Raw genomic sequence first — 19,085 nt, 5'->3', positions numbered from 1 at the left:
CCGACACGTGCAGCTTCCAGCCCTGGTCCCGGGTCGCCGCGTCCGGCGGCGTCAGATACGTCCACGGCGCACGACGGCGGATCCCCCAACCGGCGACGATTTCCCTTCCGGAAGAGACCGGCCTGTCACCGCCGGGCACCACGCCCTCGTCCGTGTCTCCGGCCGCCCGGCTCGCCACGCGCTCCAGGGCCGCCTTGGCGATGTCCTCCAGCAGGTGACGGTTCACGCCGTGCCACTCGCGCTCTTCCGCACTCTGTACACCCACGTCCCCGGACCCCTCCCCCTGTGCCTGACATCGACCCGCACGGACCGAGACGGCCGGGCGCCGGCTGAATCGCCCCCGGCCCTTTCAGGACGGCCCACGCCAGAACCCGCGATTCGCGGGAGTTTTTCCGGCGCGATCTCGATCCGCAGACAGAATCACCGCAACCTCTAGCGATCGGTCAGGACCCTCTAGCGGCCGCTGAGCGACGACTTGCGGCCTGCTAGGAACCCCGTTTCCGGCGACACGACCGGCGCGCCGTCACCCCTGATGACGCCGGTCCGCGCGGCCTCGCCATGACAACGATCGCGGGAGCGCCGCCGGGGAGATCGGAGGGGCGGCGCCGGGAAGACGACATCCGCCTCGGAACGGCGCCCGCCGGCTTGGAACGCCCGGCCCGTTTTCCCGGAGAACGACACGGCGCGGCCGCGCGGCATATCGCCACGCGACCGTCAGGTTTCCCGGTACCGCGCGGCCCATACCGGCGCGGCGACCTCCCGTCCCGCGCGGCCCACACCGGCGCGGCGACCTCCCGTCCCGCGCACCGGCGCTTCGCGGTCCGCTCGTACCGGGCCCGCGCCCTCGGAGCGCCGGCTCCGGTCGGTCAGATCTTCGTCGCGCCGAGCACCGACACCAGGTCGTCGAGGCCGTCGACGATGTGATCGGCGATGGCGGCCTCCGGCCGGAGAGCGTGCAGGTATCCCCACGGCCCCCGGCGGAGCAGAGCGGTCCGCATACCCGCCGCGCGGGCGGGGAGAACGTCGTTGTCGAGCCGGTCGCCCACGTAGAGGATCTCGCCGGGCTCCCGCCCCGTCACCTCGACGACCCTGGCGAAGAACTCGGGAGCGGGCTTGGCCACACCCCAGCCGTCCGAGGTGTGGATCGCGTCGACGGGCAGGTTCATCGCGGCGAGCGCGTCGCGGGCCTGCGGTGGCTGGTTGCCCGCGACAACCAGTTCGAAGCCGAGGTCCCACAGCGCGGTCAGGCAGGGCCGTACGTCCGGATAGAGGTCGTCGGCGTCGAAGTTCACCCGAAGCCCGTCCGGGTCCTCGCGCTTCCACGCCTCCTGCTCCGCCTCGACGTCGAAACCGGGCCTGAGCACCTGGAAAGCCTCTTCGAACGACTGGCCGAGCGCGGCCATGCCGCCCAGTACGCCGAGCATCGTGAACCGCGGGACGCCCAGCCGGTCGGCCCAGCGCGACCAGATCCGCGTCTCGTCGATCAGTGTCTCGCCCACGTCGAACACCAGCGTCCGGACCACGATGCCTCCCCCCTCCGTACGGCCCACCGATCGTAGTCCGACGCCCGTGGGACGACGTCACGCGGGTCGGCCTGACGCGGGTCGGCGCCACACGAGGTCGGTCCCGCATCTGACCGGTCTCGTACGGGGGCGGCGTCACACGGAGCCGGCGCCGCACAGGGGCCGGTGCCGCACGGCGAGGCGACGCCACCGGAGGCGACGGCCGGGAGACGGACGGCAAACCACCACCCGCGTTGATCCATAACCGGTGCGCATGTCTCCCATGATCGGCGGAAGCCCATGGAACACTGGGAGTGATCATTCGGATACGGAGGGATACAGGTCGATGGTGATGACAGCGCCAGAACGCTCCACCGAGCACACCACCCCGGACGACCGCCCACTGCCTCGCACGCCGAGAGAGATCTTCGAATCCCTCCCCCCCAACCCGCGTCTTCGCGCCGAGATCATCAACGGGAACCTCATCGTGAGTCCTTCAGGCCTCCCCAAGCACGGCCGAATGGCCATGCGCCTCGCCTTCGCCCTGCTCCCCGTCCAGGAGGAGCACGGCTGGGAAAGCTTCACGGGAAACGTCGACATCTGCGTCGAGGGGCCGCGTGACACCGTGGTCCCCGACTACTGCCTGGTTCCCGTGAACGCCCCTCTCTGGGGCGACCGGGAGATCCTCTCCTCCGCGTTGATCATGGTGGCCGAGGTCGTCTCGCCCGGCAGCAAGGAGTTGGATCGCATCACCAAGCCGGGGCTCTACGCGGGTTGCCGCATCCCGGTCATGCTGCTCATCGACCCCGTCGCCTCCCCGCCGACCGTGACCGTCTTCAGCGACCCCGAGGACGGCGACTACCGGACCACGACCCGGACCGAGATGGGCAAGCCCCTCAGGCTGCCCTCCCCCGTCGACTTCGACCTGGACACCTCGATCTTCCTGTAATCCGCGCCCGTGACACCTCCGCGGGTGCCCACCCGGGACCACGCGGGTTTCCGGCCTGCCGAGAGGATCGTCCGGGACTGCCTGTCCGGGAGCCGTCGAGGTCATGGGTCAGGCACGGCAGGCTGTCCAGCCGGGCGCCGGGGAGACAGGTCAGGGACGGCGAACCCTGGCCGGCATGCCGGAAGACCGCCGGGAGAGCGCCGAGGACCTCCTCAAGCTTCTCCGGGCCGTCACCGACACCCACCGGTCGGCCGACGTGTACGACCCGGTGGTGGCCGGCGACACCGCGCTGCGGGCGGCGCTGAAACGACTCGACGTCCCGGTTCCGGAACTCGACCCGGACCCGGTCCTGCCGCTGTGACAGCTCAGCCCGGAAGCCGTTCCATTGCCTTGCGGATGCGCTTTTCGGAGATCGAGTACGGGGTGCCGAGGGTCTGGGCGAAGAAACTGACCCGGAGCTCCTCGATCATCCAGCGGATCTCCCGGACGTCGTCGCCGGAACGGCGGGCCTGGGGGAGCTTCTCGACCAGCTCGTGGTAGTCGTCCTCGATGTCATGGATCTTGTGCATCCGCTCCTCGTCGCGGAACGGGTCGTCCGGGATCTTCTCCAGCCGCCGCTCGGCCCCTCTGAGGTAGCGGAGCAGGTCGGGCAGGCGCTTGAAGCCGGTCTCGGTGACGAAGTCCGGGTAGACGAGGTTGGCGACCTGGTCGCGGATGTCCTCGACCGCGGGGGTGGAACGCGCGTCGGCCAGCAGGGTGGAGACGGTGTGCCAGACCTTGAGGATGTCCTCGACCCGGGAGACCACCTCGGCGGTGGTGTCGAACAGTTCGGCGCGAACCTTGTCGTGCAGGGCGGTGAAGGCGGATTCCTCCCAGACCGGCCCGCCGTAGTCGGTCATGAGCTTGTCCGCGGCGCAGGCGATGCAGTCGTCGAACAGGGCGACGGCACCGGCGTGCGGACTCCGGCTCAGGGCGAGCTTCGACTGGTTGCCGAGGCGGCCGAGCACCCACTTGGCCGGGGACGGGGTGTTGAGCAGCAGCAGCCTGCGGGTGCCCTCCCACATGGCCCGGCGCTGCTCGGCCTCGGTCTCGAACATCCGCACGGCCACGGTGGCGCCCTCGTCCGCGAGCGCCGGGTAGGCCTTCATCCGGCGCTGTTCGAACGTCCTGGGCAGCTCTCCCACGGTCCACGAGGTGAGGCCCGACCGCTCCAGCCCGTCGGCGGCCCGGGAGAGGGTCTGCCGGAGCTTGGGGGCCAGCCGCCGTTTCAGCTCGGCCAGGTCCTTGCTCTCGGCCAGTTTGTGCTTGCGCCCGTCGACGACCCTGAAAGTGATCTTCAGGTGGTCGGGGACCAGGTCGGGCTGCCAGGCCTCGCGCGGCACCTGGACGCCGGTGAGGTTGAGCAGCTCGCGCTCCAGCACCGCCAGCAGCGGCTCCTGGGTGGGCTGGGCCCGCTGGAGGACTTGCTTGGCGAAGTTGGGGGCGGGCACGAAGTTGCGCCGGATGTTCTTGGGCAGGCTGCGGATGAGCGCGGTGAGCAGTTCCTCGCGCAGGCCGGGGATCTGCCAGTCGAATCCTTCGACGTTGACCTGGTTGAGCAGGGCCAGCGGGATGTGCGCGGTGACGCCGTCGGCGTCGGTGCCGGGCTCGAACTGGTACGTCAGCGGGAAGCGCAGACCGCCCTGGCGCCACATGTCGGGGTAGTCGCGCTGACTGACGTCGCCCGCCGCCTCGCTGATCAGCATCGACTTCTCGAAGTTCAGCAGGTCGGGCTGGCTCTGGCGGGTCTTCTTCCACCAGGAGTCGAAGTGGCGGCCTGAGACGACGTCCTGCGGGACGCGCTGGTCGTAGAAGTCGAAGAGCGTCTCGTCGTCGACGAGGATGTCGCGCCGGCGGGCCCGCTCCTCCAGCTCCTCGACCTCCTCGAGCAGCCTGCGGTTCTCCCGGAAGAACGCGTGGTGGGTCTCCCAGTCGCCCTCGACCAGGGCGTGCCGGATGAACAGCTCCCGGCTCAGCTCGGGGTCGATGCGGCCGTAGTTGACCTTGCGCTGGACCACGATCGGCACGCCGTACAAGGTGACCTTCTCGTAGGCCATCACCGCGCCCTGTTTCTTCTCCCAGTGCGGCTCGGAGTAGGTGCGCCTGACGAGGTGCTGGGCGAGCGGCTCGACCCACTCGGGTTCGATCTTGGCGTTGACCCGGGCCCAGAGCCGGGAGGTCTCCACGAGCTCGGCGGACATCACCCAGAGCGGCTGCTTCTTGGCGAGCGCCGACCCCGGGAAGATCGCGAAGCGGGCGTTGCGGGCGCCGAGGTACTCCGTGATGGGGCGGCGGGGGCCGTCGTTCGTCGTCTTGCGGTCGATGTCCTTGACCCCGATGTGGGACAGCAGGCCCGAGAGCAGCGAGGCGTGGATCTTCTGCTCGTCGCCGGGGACGCTGTTGAGCGTGACGCCCAGGGACTTCGACATCTGCCGGAGCTGGCTGTAGACGTCCTGCCACTCGCGGACGCGCAGGTAGTTGAGGAACTCGGCCTTGCACAGCCGCCGGAACGCGCTGGAGGAGAGCTCCTTCTGCTGCTCCTGCAGGTAGTTCCAGAGGTTCAGGTAGGAGATGAAGTCGGATTCCTTGTCGGCGAAGCGGCGGTGCTTCTCGTCGGCGGCCTGCTGCTTGTCGACGGGGCGCTCGCGCGGGTCCTGGATGGACAGGGCGGCGGCGATGACCATGACCTCGCGGACGCAGCCGTTGTGGTCCGCCTCCAGCACCATGCGGGCCAGGCGCGGGTCGACCGGGAGCCCGGCCAGCTTGCGGCCGAGCGGCGTCATCTGCTTGGCCTGGTCGAAGGCGCCCAGCTCCTGGAGCAGGTCGTAGCCGTCCTTGACCTGACGCTGGTCCGGCGGCTCGACGAACGGGAAGGCCGCGATGTCACCCAGGCCGACCGACGTCATCTGCAGGATGACCGAGGCGAGGTTGGTGCGCAGGATCTCCGGGTCGGTGAACTCCGGCCGGGCGAGGAAGTCCTCCTCCTCGTACAGCCGGATGCACACGCCTTCGGAGACGCGGCCGCAGCGGCCCTTGCGCTGGTTGGCCGAGGCCTGGGAGATGGCCTCGATGGGCAGGCGCTGGACCTTGGTGCGGTGGCTGTAACGCGAGATGCGGGCGAAGCCGGGGTCGACGACGTATTTGATGCCGGGCACGGTCAGCGAGGTCTCGGCGACGTTGGTCGCCAGCACGACCCGCCGCCCGGTGTGCCGCTGGAAGACCCGGTGCTGCTCGGCCGCCGAGAGCCGGGCGTACAGCGGGAGGATCTCGGCGTCCTTGCGCTTGGACAGCGCCTCGGCGGTGTCGCGGATCTCCCGCTCGCCGCTGAGGAAGACGAGGATGTCGCCGGGCCCCTCGGCGCACAGCTCGTCGACGGCGTTGCTGATCGCCTGGATCTGGTCGTCGTCCTCGCCGACCGGCCGGTAGCGCACCTCGACCGGGTACGTCCGGCCGGACACCTCCACGATGGGGGCGCCGCCGAAGTGCTTGGAGAAGCGCTCCGGGTCGATGGTCGCCGAGGTGATGATGACCTTCAGGTCGGGACGGCGCGGGAGGAGCTGCTTGAGGTAGCCCAGGATGAAGTCGATGTTGAGGCTGCGCTCGTGCGCCTCGTCGACGATCAGCGTGTCGTACTGGGCGAGGTCGCGGTCGCTCTGCAGCTCGGCCAGGAGGATGCCGTCCGTCATGACCTTGACGAGGGTGCTGTCGCTCACCTGGTCGGTGAAGCGCACCTTGTAGCCGACGGCGTCACCGAGCGGGGTGTCGAGCTCCTCGGCGACGCGTTCGGCGACGGTCCGGGCGGCGATGCGGCGGGGCTGGGTGTGCCCGATCAGGCCCCGGACGCCCCGGCCCAGTTCCAGGCAGATCTTCGGCAGCTGGGTGGTCTTGCCCGAGCCGGTCTCCCCGGCGACGATCACGACCTGGTTGTCGCGGATCGCCTCCAGGATGTCGTCCTTGCGCTGGCTGACCGGCAGCGCCTCCGGGTAGCTGATCACGGGCACGCCGGCACGGCGCGCGGCGACCCGCTGCTCGGCGCGTTCGATGTCGGAGGTGATCTCCTCGGCGATCTTCTGCTGCGCGGCGCGGTTCCTGACCTTGCGGGCACCGTCGAGCCGGCGGCGCAGCCGTCGCTGGTCGCGGATGGTGAGGTCGGGCAGGCGGGCGTGCAGGTCGGCGAGCGGAGATGTCAAAGGAGGCGTTCCCATACTGAGCCCAGGATACTTTCGGCCCCCGAGTCCGGGACCAACAGACCATGCTGCCCCGGACTCGGCACCGCCGCATCCCAATATCCCGCGGCCCGTCCCTGCCCCGTCCGTTCCCCCGCCGACCGTAACCTCCGGCAGCCATCCCGTTCGCCCCCTGTGCCCGCCTCCGCCCACACACCGCCGGCAGTCGCCTTGCCGCCCGCGTGCCGCCTCCCACCGCTCCCCTCCCCCGGTCGCCGTCCTGTCCGGGCCACCGCGTCCCTGGCGTGGCGGCCCGGAACGCCGTGTCCCGGACCGTCGCACGACGCACGACGCGGAAGGCCCCGCCGCCCCCGGGTTCGGGGACGGCGGGGCCGGGCATCGGTCCTGGGACCGCCGGTCGGGCCCCGCGGGCGCGGGACTCGCGTGCGGCCGGAGGTGACCCGATGATCCGCTGACGGTCGGGCCCCGCGGGCGTGGGACTCGCGGGTACGGGGCCCGGGGGCGGCGGGTTACTGGACGGGCGGGTACGCGTTCTTCAGCAGCTCACGGAACTGGGCGGAGAACCACTGGCCGGAGATCGGCGCGTCGGGCAGGGCGCCGCTCATGTTGTACTTGTTGCGCTCGTTGCCGGTGTAGGTCGGGTCGCACATCCGGTCGAAGCCCTTGCCCTCGTTGTTCGGGATCTCCTTGCTGGAGCCGTCGGACTCACCCGGGGGCTTGATCCAGACGTAGGCGTCCAGGCCGGGGGCGGGGTTCGCCTGCGGGCGCTCGCCGAGACCGGCGCCGCTCTGGTTGCACCAGTTGCCGGCGTGGATGCGGCGGTCGACGCGGGACTGGTCGACGAAGGTGTCGACGTTGGTGGAGGTGCTGGCCTGGGTCGGCCGCGCGGTGCCGCCCCAGCCGTTACGGGAGGTGTCGATGAGCATTCCGATGTTGCTCTTGAAGCCCTTCCTGATGAGTTCCTGCCGGAACGCCTGGGCGAAGGAGAGCTCGTCGACGTAGAAGTTCCAGTCGAGCCACTTGGACTGCCGGACCGTCGTGCCGTTGACAGTGGTGCCGATGGAGAAGAACGGCTCCCTCAGCGCGGAGTAGTTGGCGGTGTTGGTGATGAAGCCGTCGACGCTGTCGAAGCCCTTGGCGGTGCCGGCGACGGTGCTGGCGAACAGGTCGGCGGTGGGGCCGAAGTTCGTGTCCCAGCCGATCCAGCCGTGGTGGGCGGCGTCGACGTAGGTGTAGACATTCTTGATCGCGTGCAGCTTGTCCAGGGCGTAGCGGATGCCGTCGACGTAGGCGCCGGTGCTCTTGGCCTCCTGGCACTTGGGCACGTTGAGGTTGGTGATCAGGTTGGGCAGGGAGTCGATCTCGACGACCGTCACGATCCGCAGGGCGGCGTACTTGGGATCGGACATGATCTCGGCGATCGGGTCGATGTACTCGTTCTTGTAGCGGTTCAGGCCGTTCTGCGCGATGAGCAGCTCGCCGTTGGAGGCCAGCGCCGAGCAGTCGCGGTTGGGCAGGTTGTAGATGACGAACTGGATCGTCAGCGGCTTGCTGCCGTTGGCGGCGTCCTGCTCCAGGGCCTCGTCGAGGTGCGCGCGCAGACCCATCGCCGAGGAGGTGCCTGCGATCGCGGCGATGCGGTCCAGCCACACGCCGGTGGAGATGTCGGCGACCGCGTCACCGCCGGGCTCCGCGGCGGCCTTGGCCGACCAGTCGGGGTTGACGTAGCCGGTGGCGCCGTCGTACGGGTTGTCGACGTGCTCACCCGGCGGGTTGGTGCCGTCGTCGTCGGCCTCGGTCGCGGTGACGGAGGCTCCGGTGTGACCGGTGGCGGCGGCCGTGATGGTGGCGGTGCCGTTGGCCTGGTCGGCGTCCTGGGCCGCCGAGACCGTCACGTTCTGCGCGGTGTTCCAGTTGGCGCTGGTGAAGGTCAGCGTGGACGGCGCGATGGTGAGGTCGGCGTCACCCGTCTTGGTCAGGTTGACCGTGACGTTGCCGCTCGGCTCCTGGCTGAGCTTGTAGCCGACCGTCTTCGAGCCGCCCTCTGGGACGCTGACGGAGGTCGGGGAGGCGACGATCGACGGGGTCCCCCCGGTGCCGCCCACGGTGAAGGGGACCTCGGCGCTCTCCTTGGAGAGCACCGGGGAGCCGTTGTCGTAGGCCTTGGCCTTGGCGGTGTGGGAGCCGGACGACAGGCCCGTGGCGGAGTAGGAGTAGGGGGCGCTGGTGTCGGTGTTGACCAGCGCACCGTCGACGTAGAACTCGACCTTGCTGACCGCCCCGTCGTCACTGGCCGTGGCCGCGAGCGGCACGGCCTGACCGGCGTTGTAGGAGGCGCCGGAGGCCGGGCTGGTCAGGCTGACCGTGGGGGCCTGGTTGGTCGGGTTCTGCCCGCCGCAGGCCACCCCGTTGATCGTGAAGTCGGTGGGCTTGGGGTTACTCCCGGTCCACGACCCGTTGAAGCCGAGGTTGGTGGAGGCTCCGGTGGCCAGGGCGCCGTTCCAGTCGAGGTTCTTGGCGGTGACCTTGGTGCCCTCCTGGGCCCAGGTCGCCGACCAGCCCTGCTGGAGCTTCTGCCCGCCGGTGAAGGTGAAGCCCAGGGTCCAGCCGTTCAGCGCGTCACCGAGGTTCTTGACGGTGACGCTGGCGGTGAACCCGCCCTGCCAGTCGTTGGTCGAGTAGGCGACGTCGCAGGCGACTGCGGCGTGCGCCGTACCGGCCTGCCCGGTGGCGAGGCCGGCGGCGGCCACCAGCACGGCCGCCGTGGTCGCCGCCCGGTTGCGCCAGGCATGGCGACGCGGATGTACTCTCATTCGTGATCATCTCCAGGACGATGGTGGGAGCGCTCCCATAGTCCGGAGGTTTCACGCATGTGTACAGCTTGTTGCGCGCCGAAGACCGGAGAGCGGGACCGTTCCCGCCCCTGACCTCACCGAACGGGTTCCGAACCCGATGAAAGTTTCAGAGCCCGCTCCGCGCCGCCTCCGGACGGGTCTCACCCCGTGCCGTCCGGAGGCGGCGCGGGTGCGGCGCGGGCCGCGGGAGTGCGCGCCGACGTGGCCGGGACGACGCGGCGATCAGGGCGGGCATACCGGCTGGTACTTCTCCCCCGGCACGTAGCGGCTCCATTCCTGCGGGGTGAAGGATCGACCGGCAATGGCGCACAGGGACGTGAGCAGGTCACCGGGCGGAACGACGTCCCATGACAGCACCGTCTTGTCCTCCCCCGCGCTGACCAGGACGCGCCCGTCAGGGCTGAACGCCACCGACCGCACACCGCCCCGGTGCCCGGCGAGCGGAGCGCCGACCGCGCGACCGGTGGCCACGTCCCACAACCGCGCCGTCCCGTCGTGGGAGGCGCTGGCCAGCGTCCGCCCATCGGGGCTGAACACCACCGAGATCGTCATATCCTCGTGCCCGGCGAGCGGATGGCCGATCGGGCGGCGGGTGGCCACGTCCCACAACCGCACCGTCCCGTCCTCACCCGCACCGGCCAGAACCCGCCCGTCAGGACTGAACGCCACCGACCGCACACCGCCCCGGTGCCCGGCGAGCGGAGTGCCGACCGGGCGGCGGGCGGTCACCTCCCACAACCGCACCGTCCCGTCCTCACCCGCACCGGCCAGAACCCGCCCGTCAGGACTGAACGCCATCGACCACAGGTAGCCGTCGTGGTTGTCGGGCAGGGTGCCGATCGGACGGCGGGTGGCCACGTCCCACAGCCGCACCGTCGCGAGGTGGGAGGCGCTGACCAGGGTTCGCCCGTCCGGACTGAAGGCCACCCCCATCACCGGGCCGTCGTGCCCGGTGAGCGGGGCACCGGCCGGGCGGCGGGCGGCCACGTCCCACAACCGCACCGTCCTGTCCTCACCGGCACTTGCCAGGACGCGCCCGTCCGGGCTGAAGGCCACCCGGATCACCGGGCCGTCGTGGCCGGTGAGCGGGGCACCGGCCGGGCGGCGGGTGGCCACGTCCCACAACCGCACCGTCCCGTCGTGAGAGGCGCTGGCCACCGTCCGCCCATCAGGGCTGTACGCCACCGAGGTCACCGAGCCCTCGTGCCCGGCGAGCGGAGTGCCGACCGGGCGGCGGGCGGCCACGTCCCACAACCGCACCGTCCCGTCGTGAGAGGCGCTGGCCAGCGTCCGCCCGTCCGGGCTGTACGCCACCGAGGTCACCCGGCTCTCGTGCCCGGCGAGCGGGGCACCGGCCGGGCGGCGGGCGGCCACGTCCCACAACCGCACCGTCCCGTCATCGGCCGCACCGGCCAGCGTCCGCCCGTCAGGACTGAACGCCACCGACCGCACACCGCCCCGGTGCCCGGCGAGCGGATGGCCGATCGGGCGGCGGGCGGTCACCTCCCACAACCGCACCGTCCCGTCATCGGCCGCACCGGCCAGAGTCCGCCCGTCAGGACTGAACGCCACCGACCGCACACCCTTCCGGTGCCCGGTAAGCGGAGCACCGGCCGCGCGACCGGTGGCCACCTCCCACAACCGCACCGTCTCATCATGGGAGGCCCCGGCCAGGGTGCGCCCGTCCGGGCTGAACGCCACCGAGACCACCCAGCTGTCCTGCCCGGTGAGCGGATGGCCGACCGCGCGGCGGGTGGTCACATCCCACAACCGCACCGTGCCGCCGCCGACACCGGCCAGGGTGCGCCCGTCCGGGCTGAACGCCACCGACTGCGCGCCTCTCCGGTGGACGGTGAGCGGGGCGCCGGCCGCGCGGCGGGTGGCCACGTCCCACAACCGCACCGTCCCGTCATCGGCCGCACCGGCCAGGGTGCGCCCGTCCGGGCTGAACGCCACCGCCGACACGCTGCCGGGGATGACGGCGCGGTCAGGTCTGCGGAGCAGGGAGGCCATGCCGGCGCGGGCCTCTGCCGTCGGGGCGAGCCGCCAGGCCGCGGCGGCCAGCCGTGCGGAGGTGGCCGGGTCACCGGTCAGCAGTTCGCTCTGCGTGGCCAGCTGGCGGGAGAGCGCCTCGGCGCGCTGCGACAGGGCGAAGTCGCGTTGCCGGACGGCGAAGACGCCGGCGGCGACGGCCAGCACCAGCAGGGCGGTGAGCGTGGCCGTCAGGTGGCGCCGGTGGCGGGCACGGCGACGGGCCGCGGCCTGCTCCGCTGCCCGCGCGGCCAGGCCGGCGTCCAGGAAGCGCTGTTCCACGACGGTCAGCGCGGCGGGGGCGGACGCGGCCCACTCGTGGGCCGCCCGCAGGCGGGCGCCGCGATACAGCAGGGAGGGGTCGCGGCCCTCGCGCTCCCATCCCCGGGCCGCCTCCGCCAGCTCCCGGTGGACGCGCAGCCCGGCGCGGTCGGCGAGGATCCACTCGCGCAGCCGCGGCCAGGCCCGCAGCAGGGCCTCGTGAGCGAGCTGGACGTGGTCGGCGTCCAGGGTGAGCAGGCGGGCCCGGACGAAGGACTCGATCACCTCGGCGGTGGCCTCGGGGGGAAAGTGGGCATCGGGCAGGTGCCGGATGTCGACCGGGCGGCGGGTCTCGGTGTCGTCCTCGCCGACGCACACCATGTGCAGCAGCACCCGGCGGGCGATCTCCTGCCGGTGGGGGTCCAACCGGGTGAAGACGCCTTCGGCGGTGGCGGCCACCGCACCGCCGATCCCGCCGGTCAGCCGGTAGCCCTCCACGGTCAGGGTGTCGCCCCGGCGCTGCTGCCAGGTGCTCAGCAGCGCGTGCGACAGCAGCGGCAGCGCACCGGGCTCGTGTACCGGGTCCGTCTCGGGCCCGGCCGGTTCGGCCGGCACGCCCATGTCCCGCAGCAGCAACTCCACCAGTCCGGGCTCCAGGGTCAGACCGGCCGCGCGGGCGGGACCGGTGATGACCTCGCGCAGTTCGGGCAGGCTCATCGGCCCGAGCGGCAGCTGCCCGGTGCGCAGACTCGCCACCAGGTCGGGGTAGGCCAGGCAGCGGCCGTAGAAGTCGGCGCGCACCCCGAGCACGACCAGTGCCGCCGCTCCCCGGGCCGGGTCTCCGGAGGGCGGGCCGGCGGCCAGGGCGTGCACCGCGGTGAGGAAGGCCCGCCGCTCGGCCGGGTCACCGCAGAGGGTGAAGATCTCCTCCAGCTGGTCCACCACCAGCACCAGACGCCGCGGCGCGGCGGGGGCGCCGGTCGCCGCGTCCTCACCCGGCCGGTCCGGTCGGTACCGGCAGGTCAGCCCGGTCCGCACCTGGGCGGCGAAGGCCGCGGGGTCTTCGGCGAGTGCCTGGGCCAGGGCCGGGACGGCCAGGCCGGTGACCACGCCGAGACGGGCCAGCAGTTCACCGACCGGGCGCGCACCGGGTGTGCACACGACGACCGGCCATGTGCGGGAACCCGCCGCGGGCAGCGCCCCACGGCCGATGGCGGGCAGCAGCCCGGCCCGCAGCAGGGAGGACTTACCCGCCCCCGACGGGGCGACCACGGCCAGCGGCCCGTGCTCGCGCCCGTGCAGACGCTCGGCCAACCACCCCACCAGCACGCCCACGGCCCGGTCCCGGCCGAAGAACCAGCGGGAGTCGCGCGGCCCGTAGGCGCTCAATCCCCGGTACGGACACACCTCGGCCACGCGCACGACCAGGTCCGTCAGCTCACCGCCGGTCTGCAGCGCCTCGTCGCACCGGCGGGCCACCCCGGGAGTCAGCGTCTTCTCCTCCGTCTCGATCTTGCTGAGATAGCCCTTGCTGTAGTGCGTCAGCCGAGACAGCTCGTTCAGGGAGAGCCCTCGCTCCACCCGCAGCCGCCGCAGCCTGGCCCCGGGGCTGGTCTCCGGCTCCTCCGCCTGGACGTCGGCGTCCCCGTACCGGGCCGTCGCGTGTGGGCCGCCGGGCCTTTCCCACTGCATTTCCGATCCCGCTTTCCCCTGCCGGCCTGGGTGAATCCAATTCATCACCCACGGTAGTGGCCGACGGGAACCGGTGAATCCGATGCGAGGAAACGAGGAAACACAGAAATGAATTCCCAACGATCGGTCTCACCTATTTCGCCCGACAGGCTACGTATTTCCCTTATTCCAGGATGAGTGAAAGGTGTCGGGTTTCCCAGTCGCCCGTCCTCCGAGGCGACGGGAAACCCCTTCTTTCCGCCTGCCGGCTGACACGACGATTCACCTGTCGAACTCGCCGCCGCGTCCGGCGGCGCGGACAGATAGGAGAAAAAGTGAATCAGCCCCGATTCATCAGGAAAGCCATCACCGCGGCCACGACCGCCGTCCTCAGCCTCGGGCTCCTGGCCGGCACCGGGACCTCGGCCGAGGCCCAGGGCAGGTCCCTGCGGGCGACGGCCGATCACCTCATGAACCTGAACGCCGCGGACTTCGTCAGGCAGCCGCACGTGGCGCCCTTCGACTGGGGCAACAACGGCTGCAACGCGATGCCCGGACCGCAGGCCAGGAGGTTCCACATCGCCTGCGTCCAGCACGACTTCGGCTACCGCAACTACGGCGGCAGGAGCCACCTGAAGCTGGGCCCGGACGAGGAGACCAGGAGGTGGATCGACGAGCGTTTCTGGCATGAGATGCGCAGGATCTGCATCGACCAGCACGCTTCGTCCGGCTGGTGCCTGACCGAGGCCGCCACCTCCTACCGGGTCGTGAGGGCCGCAGGGCGGTATCTCTACTAGGCGAACGCCCCCGGGGCCGCCGTTCGAGAAGGGCACCCCGCGTCCCAAGTGATCGTTGTCGGAAGGAAGTCGGCGGGGAGCCGCGGAGATCCGCGGCTCCCCCACCGGGGAGAGATCGTGAAGAAACCAAGCATCCCGCGCCGTGGCTCGACTGCCGCCACCATGCTGGCCGCCGCCATGCTGGCCGCGGCCGTTCTGCCGACCGGGGGCACGGCGTCGGCCGCCGCCCCGGACATCACCGCCGGCGGGCGGGCCCGTACGGCCGCCGAGAAGTGCGGCCTGTACAAAGACGGAACGTCCGGCGTCTACCGCAACTGCGACCACCGCAGTGAGCTGATCTTCGTCACCAAGCCCTGGTCCGCGAACGAGTTCCACTGCGTACCGGCGAACGCGAGGAAGAACGTCGGTTTCTGGTACAACATCTACGGGGTCTACCACCAGTCCTGGGGCTGTTGACACGCCCTGGTCCGCCCCCGTGTCCCGGCCGCCCGGACCCGAGGCCGGTCGCGCCGCCGGCGGGGCGGGCGGGGGGCGGGCGGTGTCCCCGCGGGGGGCAGCGCCCGCCCCGCCGGTCGCGGCCGTCAGCCGCGCAGGAAGTCGGAGGTCCGGTACAGGGCCGCGAAGTCACCGTAGACGATCAGGTTGTCCTCGTAGGAGTGACGGTCGAAGTCGTACCTTCCTCCGCAGGTCACAAGCCTGATGGCCGGGTATGGGAGCACCTGGTAGACCTTCTTCACCGGGAAGGCGGCCTTGCGGACCCGCTCGACGGCCGAGACCCGGAAGACCACCGCCGTCCCGTCATCGCGCAGTACGACCACCGCGTCCCCCCGGCGCACCTGTGACAGACGGGCGAAGACGGCGGGGCCGGTCTTGGTGTCGAGGTGGCCGAGGATGACCGCGGAACCGTTCTCCCCGGGGGTCGGCCCCAGGCGGTCCCAGCCGGCGAGGTTCGCCCGGTACAGGGAGGGCACCTCCACGCTCCCGTCCAGTTCGGAGTCGACCTGCACGACAGGGGCGTTCACCCCGGCACGCGGCACCACGACCGTCACCGGCTCGGACCTGCCCGGTGACTGCTCCAGCGGCCGGGGCCAGCCGTCCTCGCCCGTCCCGGCCGCCGGGGCGCCCCTGGCGACCCGCCCGGGGCCGACCGCTCCGGCAAGCCGGGGCGGGACGGGGGCGACGACCGGCAGGGCGCGGACCAGCCGCGGGTCGGCCTCCCTGCCGACGGCTCGGACGCAGCCCGAGAGCAGCAGGACGACCCCGAGCCCCAGGGCCGTCGCCGCCCTGAGATCAGCCACGCCCCGCCGCCCTGCGGCGCACCGCGAGAACGAGGCCGCCGACGGCGACCAGCGCGGCGGTCGCACCCGCGCCCCAGCCGAGCAGCGCGGTGGGCACCCTCTCCGGCCCGCCCGCCGCCTCGGACCCGGTCCGCGCCCCGGCCCCACCGGCCGCACTCCCCCGTCCGGCGACCGCACCGGACCCGATCACCGCACCGGACCCGGCCGTCGCGCCGGATCTGTCCGCGCCCTCACCCCCGGTGACCGCACCGGACCCGGCCGTCGCGCCGGATACCGCGGACCCGCGTCCGGCCGCGCCGGCTTCACCCGCCGCGTCGGCCGACGCCAGGCCTCCCCCGCCGGTCTCCGGACCGTACCCCCCGAAGCCGTATTCACCGAGAACATGGAACGTGCCAAAGCGTCTGCCGCCGCCCCCCTGGCAGTCGACCTCGATGCCGTAGGAGCCGCCGAGGGCGTCGTCGTCGATCCGCGCCCAGCCCACCATGGTCCCGAGGTCGTCGTCCTCCAACGCGACGTCCTCCACGAAGCCCTCGGACTCGGCGAAGGCCGGCCCTTCGCACTCGAACACAATGATCTTGACGGTAGCGCCCGGCTCGGTCCGGTACGGCGAGAGCTGGACCTCCCCGTCCGCCCTCGCCGCCATCACCGGACCCGCCGCCCCCGCGATCATCGCGGCCACCGCGGCCATCATCGCCCAGCGGGACAGAATCTCCGTCGGCTGCTTCACGTCTCTCCGCCTCCAGCAGATGCGATCTACCTGACGACCGCTATTTACCCAGGCCGGAGGGCGTGTCCGCAAAAAGAAGATCAAAACATAAACGGCCTTCCCGGCATTTAACGCATCAGGCCGCTACATTTTCACGGCCGCCATCGCCGCGCCCACGATACCCGCCTCATTTCGCAGCGTGGCGGGGACGATCGGGGTGCGCAGTTTCAGTTCCGGGAGGAACTTGTCGGCCTTCTTGCTCACGCCTCCCCCGATGATGAACAGCGACGGGGAGAACAACGCCTCGACGTGCTCCAGATACTCCCGCACCCTGTCGGCCCATTCCTCCCAGCTCAGGTCGTGAACCTCGCGGGCGTGGTCGGAGGCGCGCTTCTCGGCCTCCTTGCCCCTGATCTCCAGGTGGCCGAGCTCGGTGTTGGGCACGAGCTTCCCGTCGACGAGCAGAGCGCTGCCGATCCCGGTGCCGAAGGTCAGCAGCATCACCACTCCCGGCCTGTCCTTGGCCGCTCCGGCCGCCACCTCGGCCAGCCCCGCCGCGTCGGCGTCGTTGAGCACCGTCACCGGCACACCGGCCACCGTGGTGAACAGCTTCCGCGCGTCGGTGCCGATCCAGTGCTTGTCCACATTGGCGGCCGACCTGGCGACCCCGTCGACCACGACGCCGGGGAAGGTCACGCCGACCGGTCCGTCCCAGGCGAAGTGTTCGACGATCTTCGCCACCACGTTCGCGACCGCCTCGGGCGTGGACGGGACGGGTGTGGGGATCCGCAACCGCTCCCGTGTCAACCGCCCCGTGGTGACGTCCACCGGCGCACCTTTGATCCCTGACCCGCCGATGTCGATTCCCAGCGCTTCCATGATGCGCACCTCCTGCCCTGACCCCTTTCCCCGTGACAGACGGCTGATACTCGTCTGCAGTACGCGGTCAACCCGGCTGAAAGCCCGCCGCCGCACACTGCGGGTACCCCAGCAGGAAAGGAACCGCTCCCATGACCATCACCCGCCCCCTCACCGGCCTCGCCCTCGCCGCCGCCCTCCTCGTGACCGCCCCGGCGACCGCCCACGCCTCGACCGGTACGGCCGCCGCGGACGGTCACTCCGCCGCCGAGTGGGGCCCCTACTACGCCCCCGGCGGCAAGGCCAAGGTGCAGGGTACCGTGGCGACGTACGGCGAGGACCAGGCCGACATCCCCGCGGCCGCGACCGGCAGGATCTCCGGACGGCTCCGCGACCTGACCCGGGGGTCCTCCTGCGGCTGGGCGGTCTTCCGCATCACCTACCGCACGGAGAACGGCGGGCTGCCCTTCAAGCACCGCAGCGTCGTCGACTGCACGTACGGCACGCCGAAGCCCTTCTCCTTCCGCCAGCACGACCTCTACCAGGTCGAGCTGAAGGTGTGCTCCGGCCCGCGGGCCGCCAAGCCCTCGCTCACCTGCCTGTACTCGGGCACGTGGAAGAGCTTGTACCTCGCCGGCTGAACCGTGCCCCGGCGGCGTGCTCGCCGGTTCCCGAGGGAAGGGCACGCCGCCGGCGGCGGCCCGGGTCGCGCCGTACCGCTCGCCGCGTGACGCGGACGCGGCGCGTCGATCACGACCCGGACGAACTCGCACCCGTCAGGGGGCGCGGCGGCCGAGGTCCGGCCGGACGACCCGCGCGGGGTACGGCCGGTCGCCGTACCGAACGCGTCATCACGGGGACGAAGGATGCCGTACCCCCACGTGCGGCCCGGACGGGGACAGCGGCCGCCGGACCGCGCAGCCGCCTATCCCCTACCGGAGCGACGTCGCCGGACGAGGAGAAGGAGCAGGACGGCGACGGCCGGCACCCCCGCCAGAAGGGCGCCGTGGAGCACGCCGTTCGATCTCACCTCCACCGGCGGCCCCGTGCCGCCCGCGGCCGGGAAGGTCAACGTGGCCGTCACCGTCCGCTTGATCAGCCCACTCGACAGGGACAGCCGGACCTCCCACGGGCCGTTGGGCAGCCGCTCGTCCAGCCGCACGACCACAGGCGCCCTGTCGCCGGGAGCCAGCGTGGTGCCGAGCGTCGCGGGGTACGGACCGGCCCTCAGCCCTCCCGGCCCGTCGGACAGGGTGAACGACCCGCTCATGTCCAGCGCGCGCCCGCCGGTGTTGTGCACCATGGCGCTGACCTCCGCCTGGCCCTCCTTGGCCCGCGCGGGGATCAGCTTCTCGATCCGGAAGTCGGACGGGGGTTCCCCACCGGGCCCGATGTCGAGGTACACCCGGATGCCCACCTGGGTGTTCACGCCCACGTTGCGGACGTCGTTCGCCGGGGCCGCGACCTGCGCCCAGATGACGGCGTATCTCTCCCCCTTCGACGCGTCCGGCGGGACCTTGATCGTGACCTTCACCGGCGCGTTGCCGTACGCGGGTACCTCGAAGGAGTCACGGTCGAACGAGATCCAGCTCGTCAGCTCGCTCGCCGTGTTCGCGGCGGCGACGGTGAACCTGCTCCTGTCGATCCCGGCCGCCGTGGCACCCATCTGGAAGTGCAGTGCCTTCGCGGACAGGTTCGTCACCTGTACGCGCCGGTGGATGGTCGTACCGGGGGCGAGGTGGTCGACGATCTGGTAGAGCGCTCGTGGGTCGCCCCGGCGCTTGACGGGGGCTTCCAGCAGCCGGATGCCGAACCGGTCGTCCTCGGCCGCGCTCCGGGCCCGAGTCCCGGCCGACGCCGCCGGCCCGCTGCTGTCCACACCCTGGCAGAGTGTGAACAGCAGCGTCATCGCAAGCACTGGAAGCACCCGG

General features: G+C 71.5%; 14 protein-coding genes. 5 read left to right on the top strand and 9 right to left on the bottom strand.

Annotated features, from left to right (window positions below; all coding sequences use genetic code 11):
- On the bottom strand, window positions 1–265 hold a 265-nt coding region (locus ABD841_RS34330), incomplete at its 3' end, for a class III lanthionine synthetase LanKC N-terminal domain-containing protein (protein WP_344980498.1).
- A gap of 601 nt (window positions 266–866) precedes the next feature.
- Window positions 867–1,523, bottom strand: a complete 657-nt coding sequence (locus ABD841_RS34325) for an HAD family hydrolase (RefSeq protein WP_344980496.1) — start codon at window positions 1,521–1,523, stop codon at window positions 867–869.
- 253 nt (window positions 1,524–1,776) lie between these two features.
- On the opposite strand from ABD841_RS34325, the gene ABD841_RS34320 reads away from it, so the two are divergent.
- Window positions 1,777–2,451 carry a Uma2 family endonuclease gene (locus ABD841_RS34320; RefSeq protein WP_344980494.1) on the top strand — a complete coding sequence of 225 codons (675 nt, stop codon included), beginning with the start codon at window positions 1,777–1,779 and terminating at the stop codon, window positions 2,449–2,451.
- A 175-nt stretch (window positions 2,452–2,626) separates the two neighbouring features.
- A complete protein-coding gene (locus ABD841_RS34315; protein ID WP_344980492.1) occupies window positions 2,627–2,812 on the top strand; it encodes a hypothetical protein in 186 nt (61 codons plus the stop codon).
- A gap of 4 nt (window positions 2,813–2,816) precedes the next feature.
- Here ABD841_RS34315 and hrpA read toward each other — a convergent pair whose 3' ends face one another.
- The 3 genes from hrpA to ABD841_RS34300 all read right to left on the bottom strand — a co-directional run bounded on the left by hrpA (window position 2,817) and on the right by ABD841_RS34300 (window position 13,516).
- Entirely contained in the window at window positions 2,817–6,695 is a 3,879-nt protein-coding gene (gene hrpA, locus ABD841_RS34310) for an ATP-dependent RNA helicase HrpA (protein WP_344980489.1), read from the bottom strand.
- Window positions 6,696–7,186: 491 nt separating this feature from the next.
- Window positions 7,187–9,490 carry a glycoside hydrolase family 6 protein gene (locus tag ABD841_RS34305; RefSeq protein WP_344980486.1) on the bottom strand — a complete coding sequence of 768 codons (2,304 nt, stop codon included), beginning with the start codon at window positions 9,488–9,490 and terminating at the stop codon, window positions 7,187–7,189.
- Window positions 9,491–9,754: 264 nt separating this feature from the next.
- Complete coding sequence (locus ABD841_RS34300; protein ID WP_344980484.1) at window positions 9,755–13,516, bottom strand: nSTAND1 domain-containing NTPase; 3,762 nt, start codon at window positions 13,514–13,516, stop codon at window positions 9,755–9,757.
- A 314-nt stretch (window positions 13,517–13,830) separates the two neighbouring features.
- On the opposite strand from ABD841_RS34300, the gene ABD841_RS34295 reads away from it, so the two are divergent.
- Together ABD841_RS34295 and ABD841_RS34290 are read left to right on the top strand one after the other, a co-directional pair.
- Window positions 13,831–14,292 carry a phospholipase A2 gene (locus ABD841_RS34295; protein ID WP_344980482.1) on the top strand — a complete coding sequence of 154 codons (462 nt, stop codon included), beginning with the start codon at window positions 13,831–13,833 and terminating at the stop codon, window positions 14,290–14,292.
- 117 nt (window positions 14,293–14,409) lie between these two features.
- Window positions 14,410–14,748: a hypothetical protein gene (locus ABD841_RS34290; protein ID WP_344980480.1), complete on the top strand. Its 339-nt coding sequence runs from the start codon at window positions 14,410–14,412 to the stop codon at window positions 14,746–14,748.
- 125 nt (window positions 14,749–14,873) lie between these two features.
- Here ABD841_RS34290 and ABD841_RS34285 read toward each other — a convergent pair whose 3' ends face one another.
- The 3 genes from ABD841_RS34285 to ppgK form a co-directional block, all read right to left on the bottom strand.
- On the bottom strand, window positions 14,874–15,590 hold the full coding sequence (locus ABD841_RS34285) for a class F sortase (RefSeq protein ID WP_344980478.1): 717 nt from the start codon (window positions 15,588–15,590) through the stop codon (window positions 14,874–14,876).
- A complete protein-coding gene (locus tag ABD841_RS34280; protein ID WP_344980476.1) occupies window positions 15,583–16,317 on the bottom strand; it encodes a hypothetical protein in 735 nt (244 codons plus the stop codon). Before ABD841_RS34280 ends, ABD841_RS34285 begins: the two co-directional genes overlap by 8 nt.
- 123 nt (window positions 16,318–16,440) lie before the next feature.
- Window positions 16,441–17,175: a polyphosphate--glucose phosphotransferase gene (gene ppgK, locus ABD841_RS34275; RefSeq protein ID WP_344980475.1), complete on the bottom strand. Its 735-nt coding sequence runs from the start codon at window positions 17,173–17,175 to the stop codon at window positions 16,441–16,443.
- Window positions 17,176–17,306: 131 nt separating this feature from the next.
- Between ppgK and ABD841_RS34270 the strand changes: the two genes are divergently transcribed.
- Window positions 17,307–17,795, top strand: a complete 489-nt coding sequence (locus ABD841_RS34270; protein WP_344980473.1) for a hypothetical protein — start codon at window positions 17,307–17,309, stop codon at window positions 17,793–17,795.
- 284 nt (window positions 17,796–18,079) lie between these two features.
- On the opposite strand, the gene ABD841_RS34265 is transcribed toward ABD841_RS34270, so the two are convergent.
- Window positions 18,080–19,081 (bottom strand): hypothetical protein, encoded by a 1,002-nt coding sequence (locus tag ABD841_RS34265; protein ID WP_344980471.1) that lies wholly within the window; start codon window positions 19,079–19,081, stop codon window positions 18,080–18,082.
- Window positions 19,082–19,085: the final 4 nt, after the last annotated feature.

Source organism: Streptosporangium fragile (assembly GCF_039534445.1).
Classification (GTDB): Bacteria; Actinomycetota; Actinomycetes; order Streptosporangiales; family Streptosporangiaceae; genus Streptosporangium; species Streptosporangium fragile.
This window is presented reverse-complemented; position numbering and strand designations above follow the sequence as displayed.

Excerpts from the sequence above, each read along its gene's own strand:
- ABD841_RS34320 (WP_344980494.1), top strand. The coding sequence starts at position 1,777 with ATGTCTCCCATGATCGGCGGAAGCCCATGGAACACTGGGAGTGATCAT.
- ABD841_RS34270 (WP_344980473.1), top strand. The coding sequence starts at position 17,307 with ATGACCATCACCCGCCCCCTCACCGGCCTCGCCCTCGCCGCCGCCCTC.
- ABD841_RS34300 (WP_344980484.1), bottom strand. The coding sequence starts at position 13,516 with ATGCAGTGGGAAAGGCCCGGCGGCCCACACGCGACGGCCCGGTACGGG.
- ppgK (WP_344980475.1), bottom strand. The coding sequence starts at position 17,175 with ATGGAAGCGCTGGGAATCGACATCGGCGGGTCAGGGATCAAAGGTGCG.
- ABD841_RS34315 (WP_344980492.1), top strand. The coding sequence starts at position 2,627 with ATGCCGGAAGACCGCCGGGAGAGCGCCGAGGACCTCCTCAAGCTTCTC.
- hrpA (WP_344980489.1), bottom strand. The coding sequence starts at position 6,695 with ATGGGAACGCCTCCTTTGACATCTCCGCTCGCCGACCTGCACGCCCGC.
- ABD841_RS34305 (WP_344980486.1), bottom strand. The coding sequence starts at position 9,490 with ATGAGAGTACATCCGCGTCGCCATGCCTGGCGCAACCGGGCGGCGACC.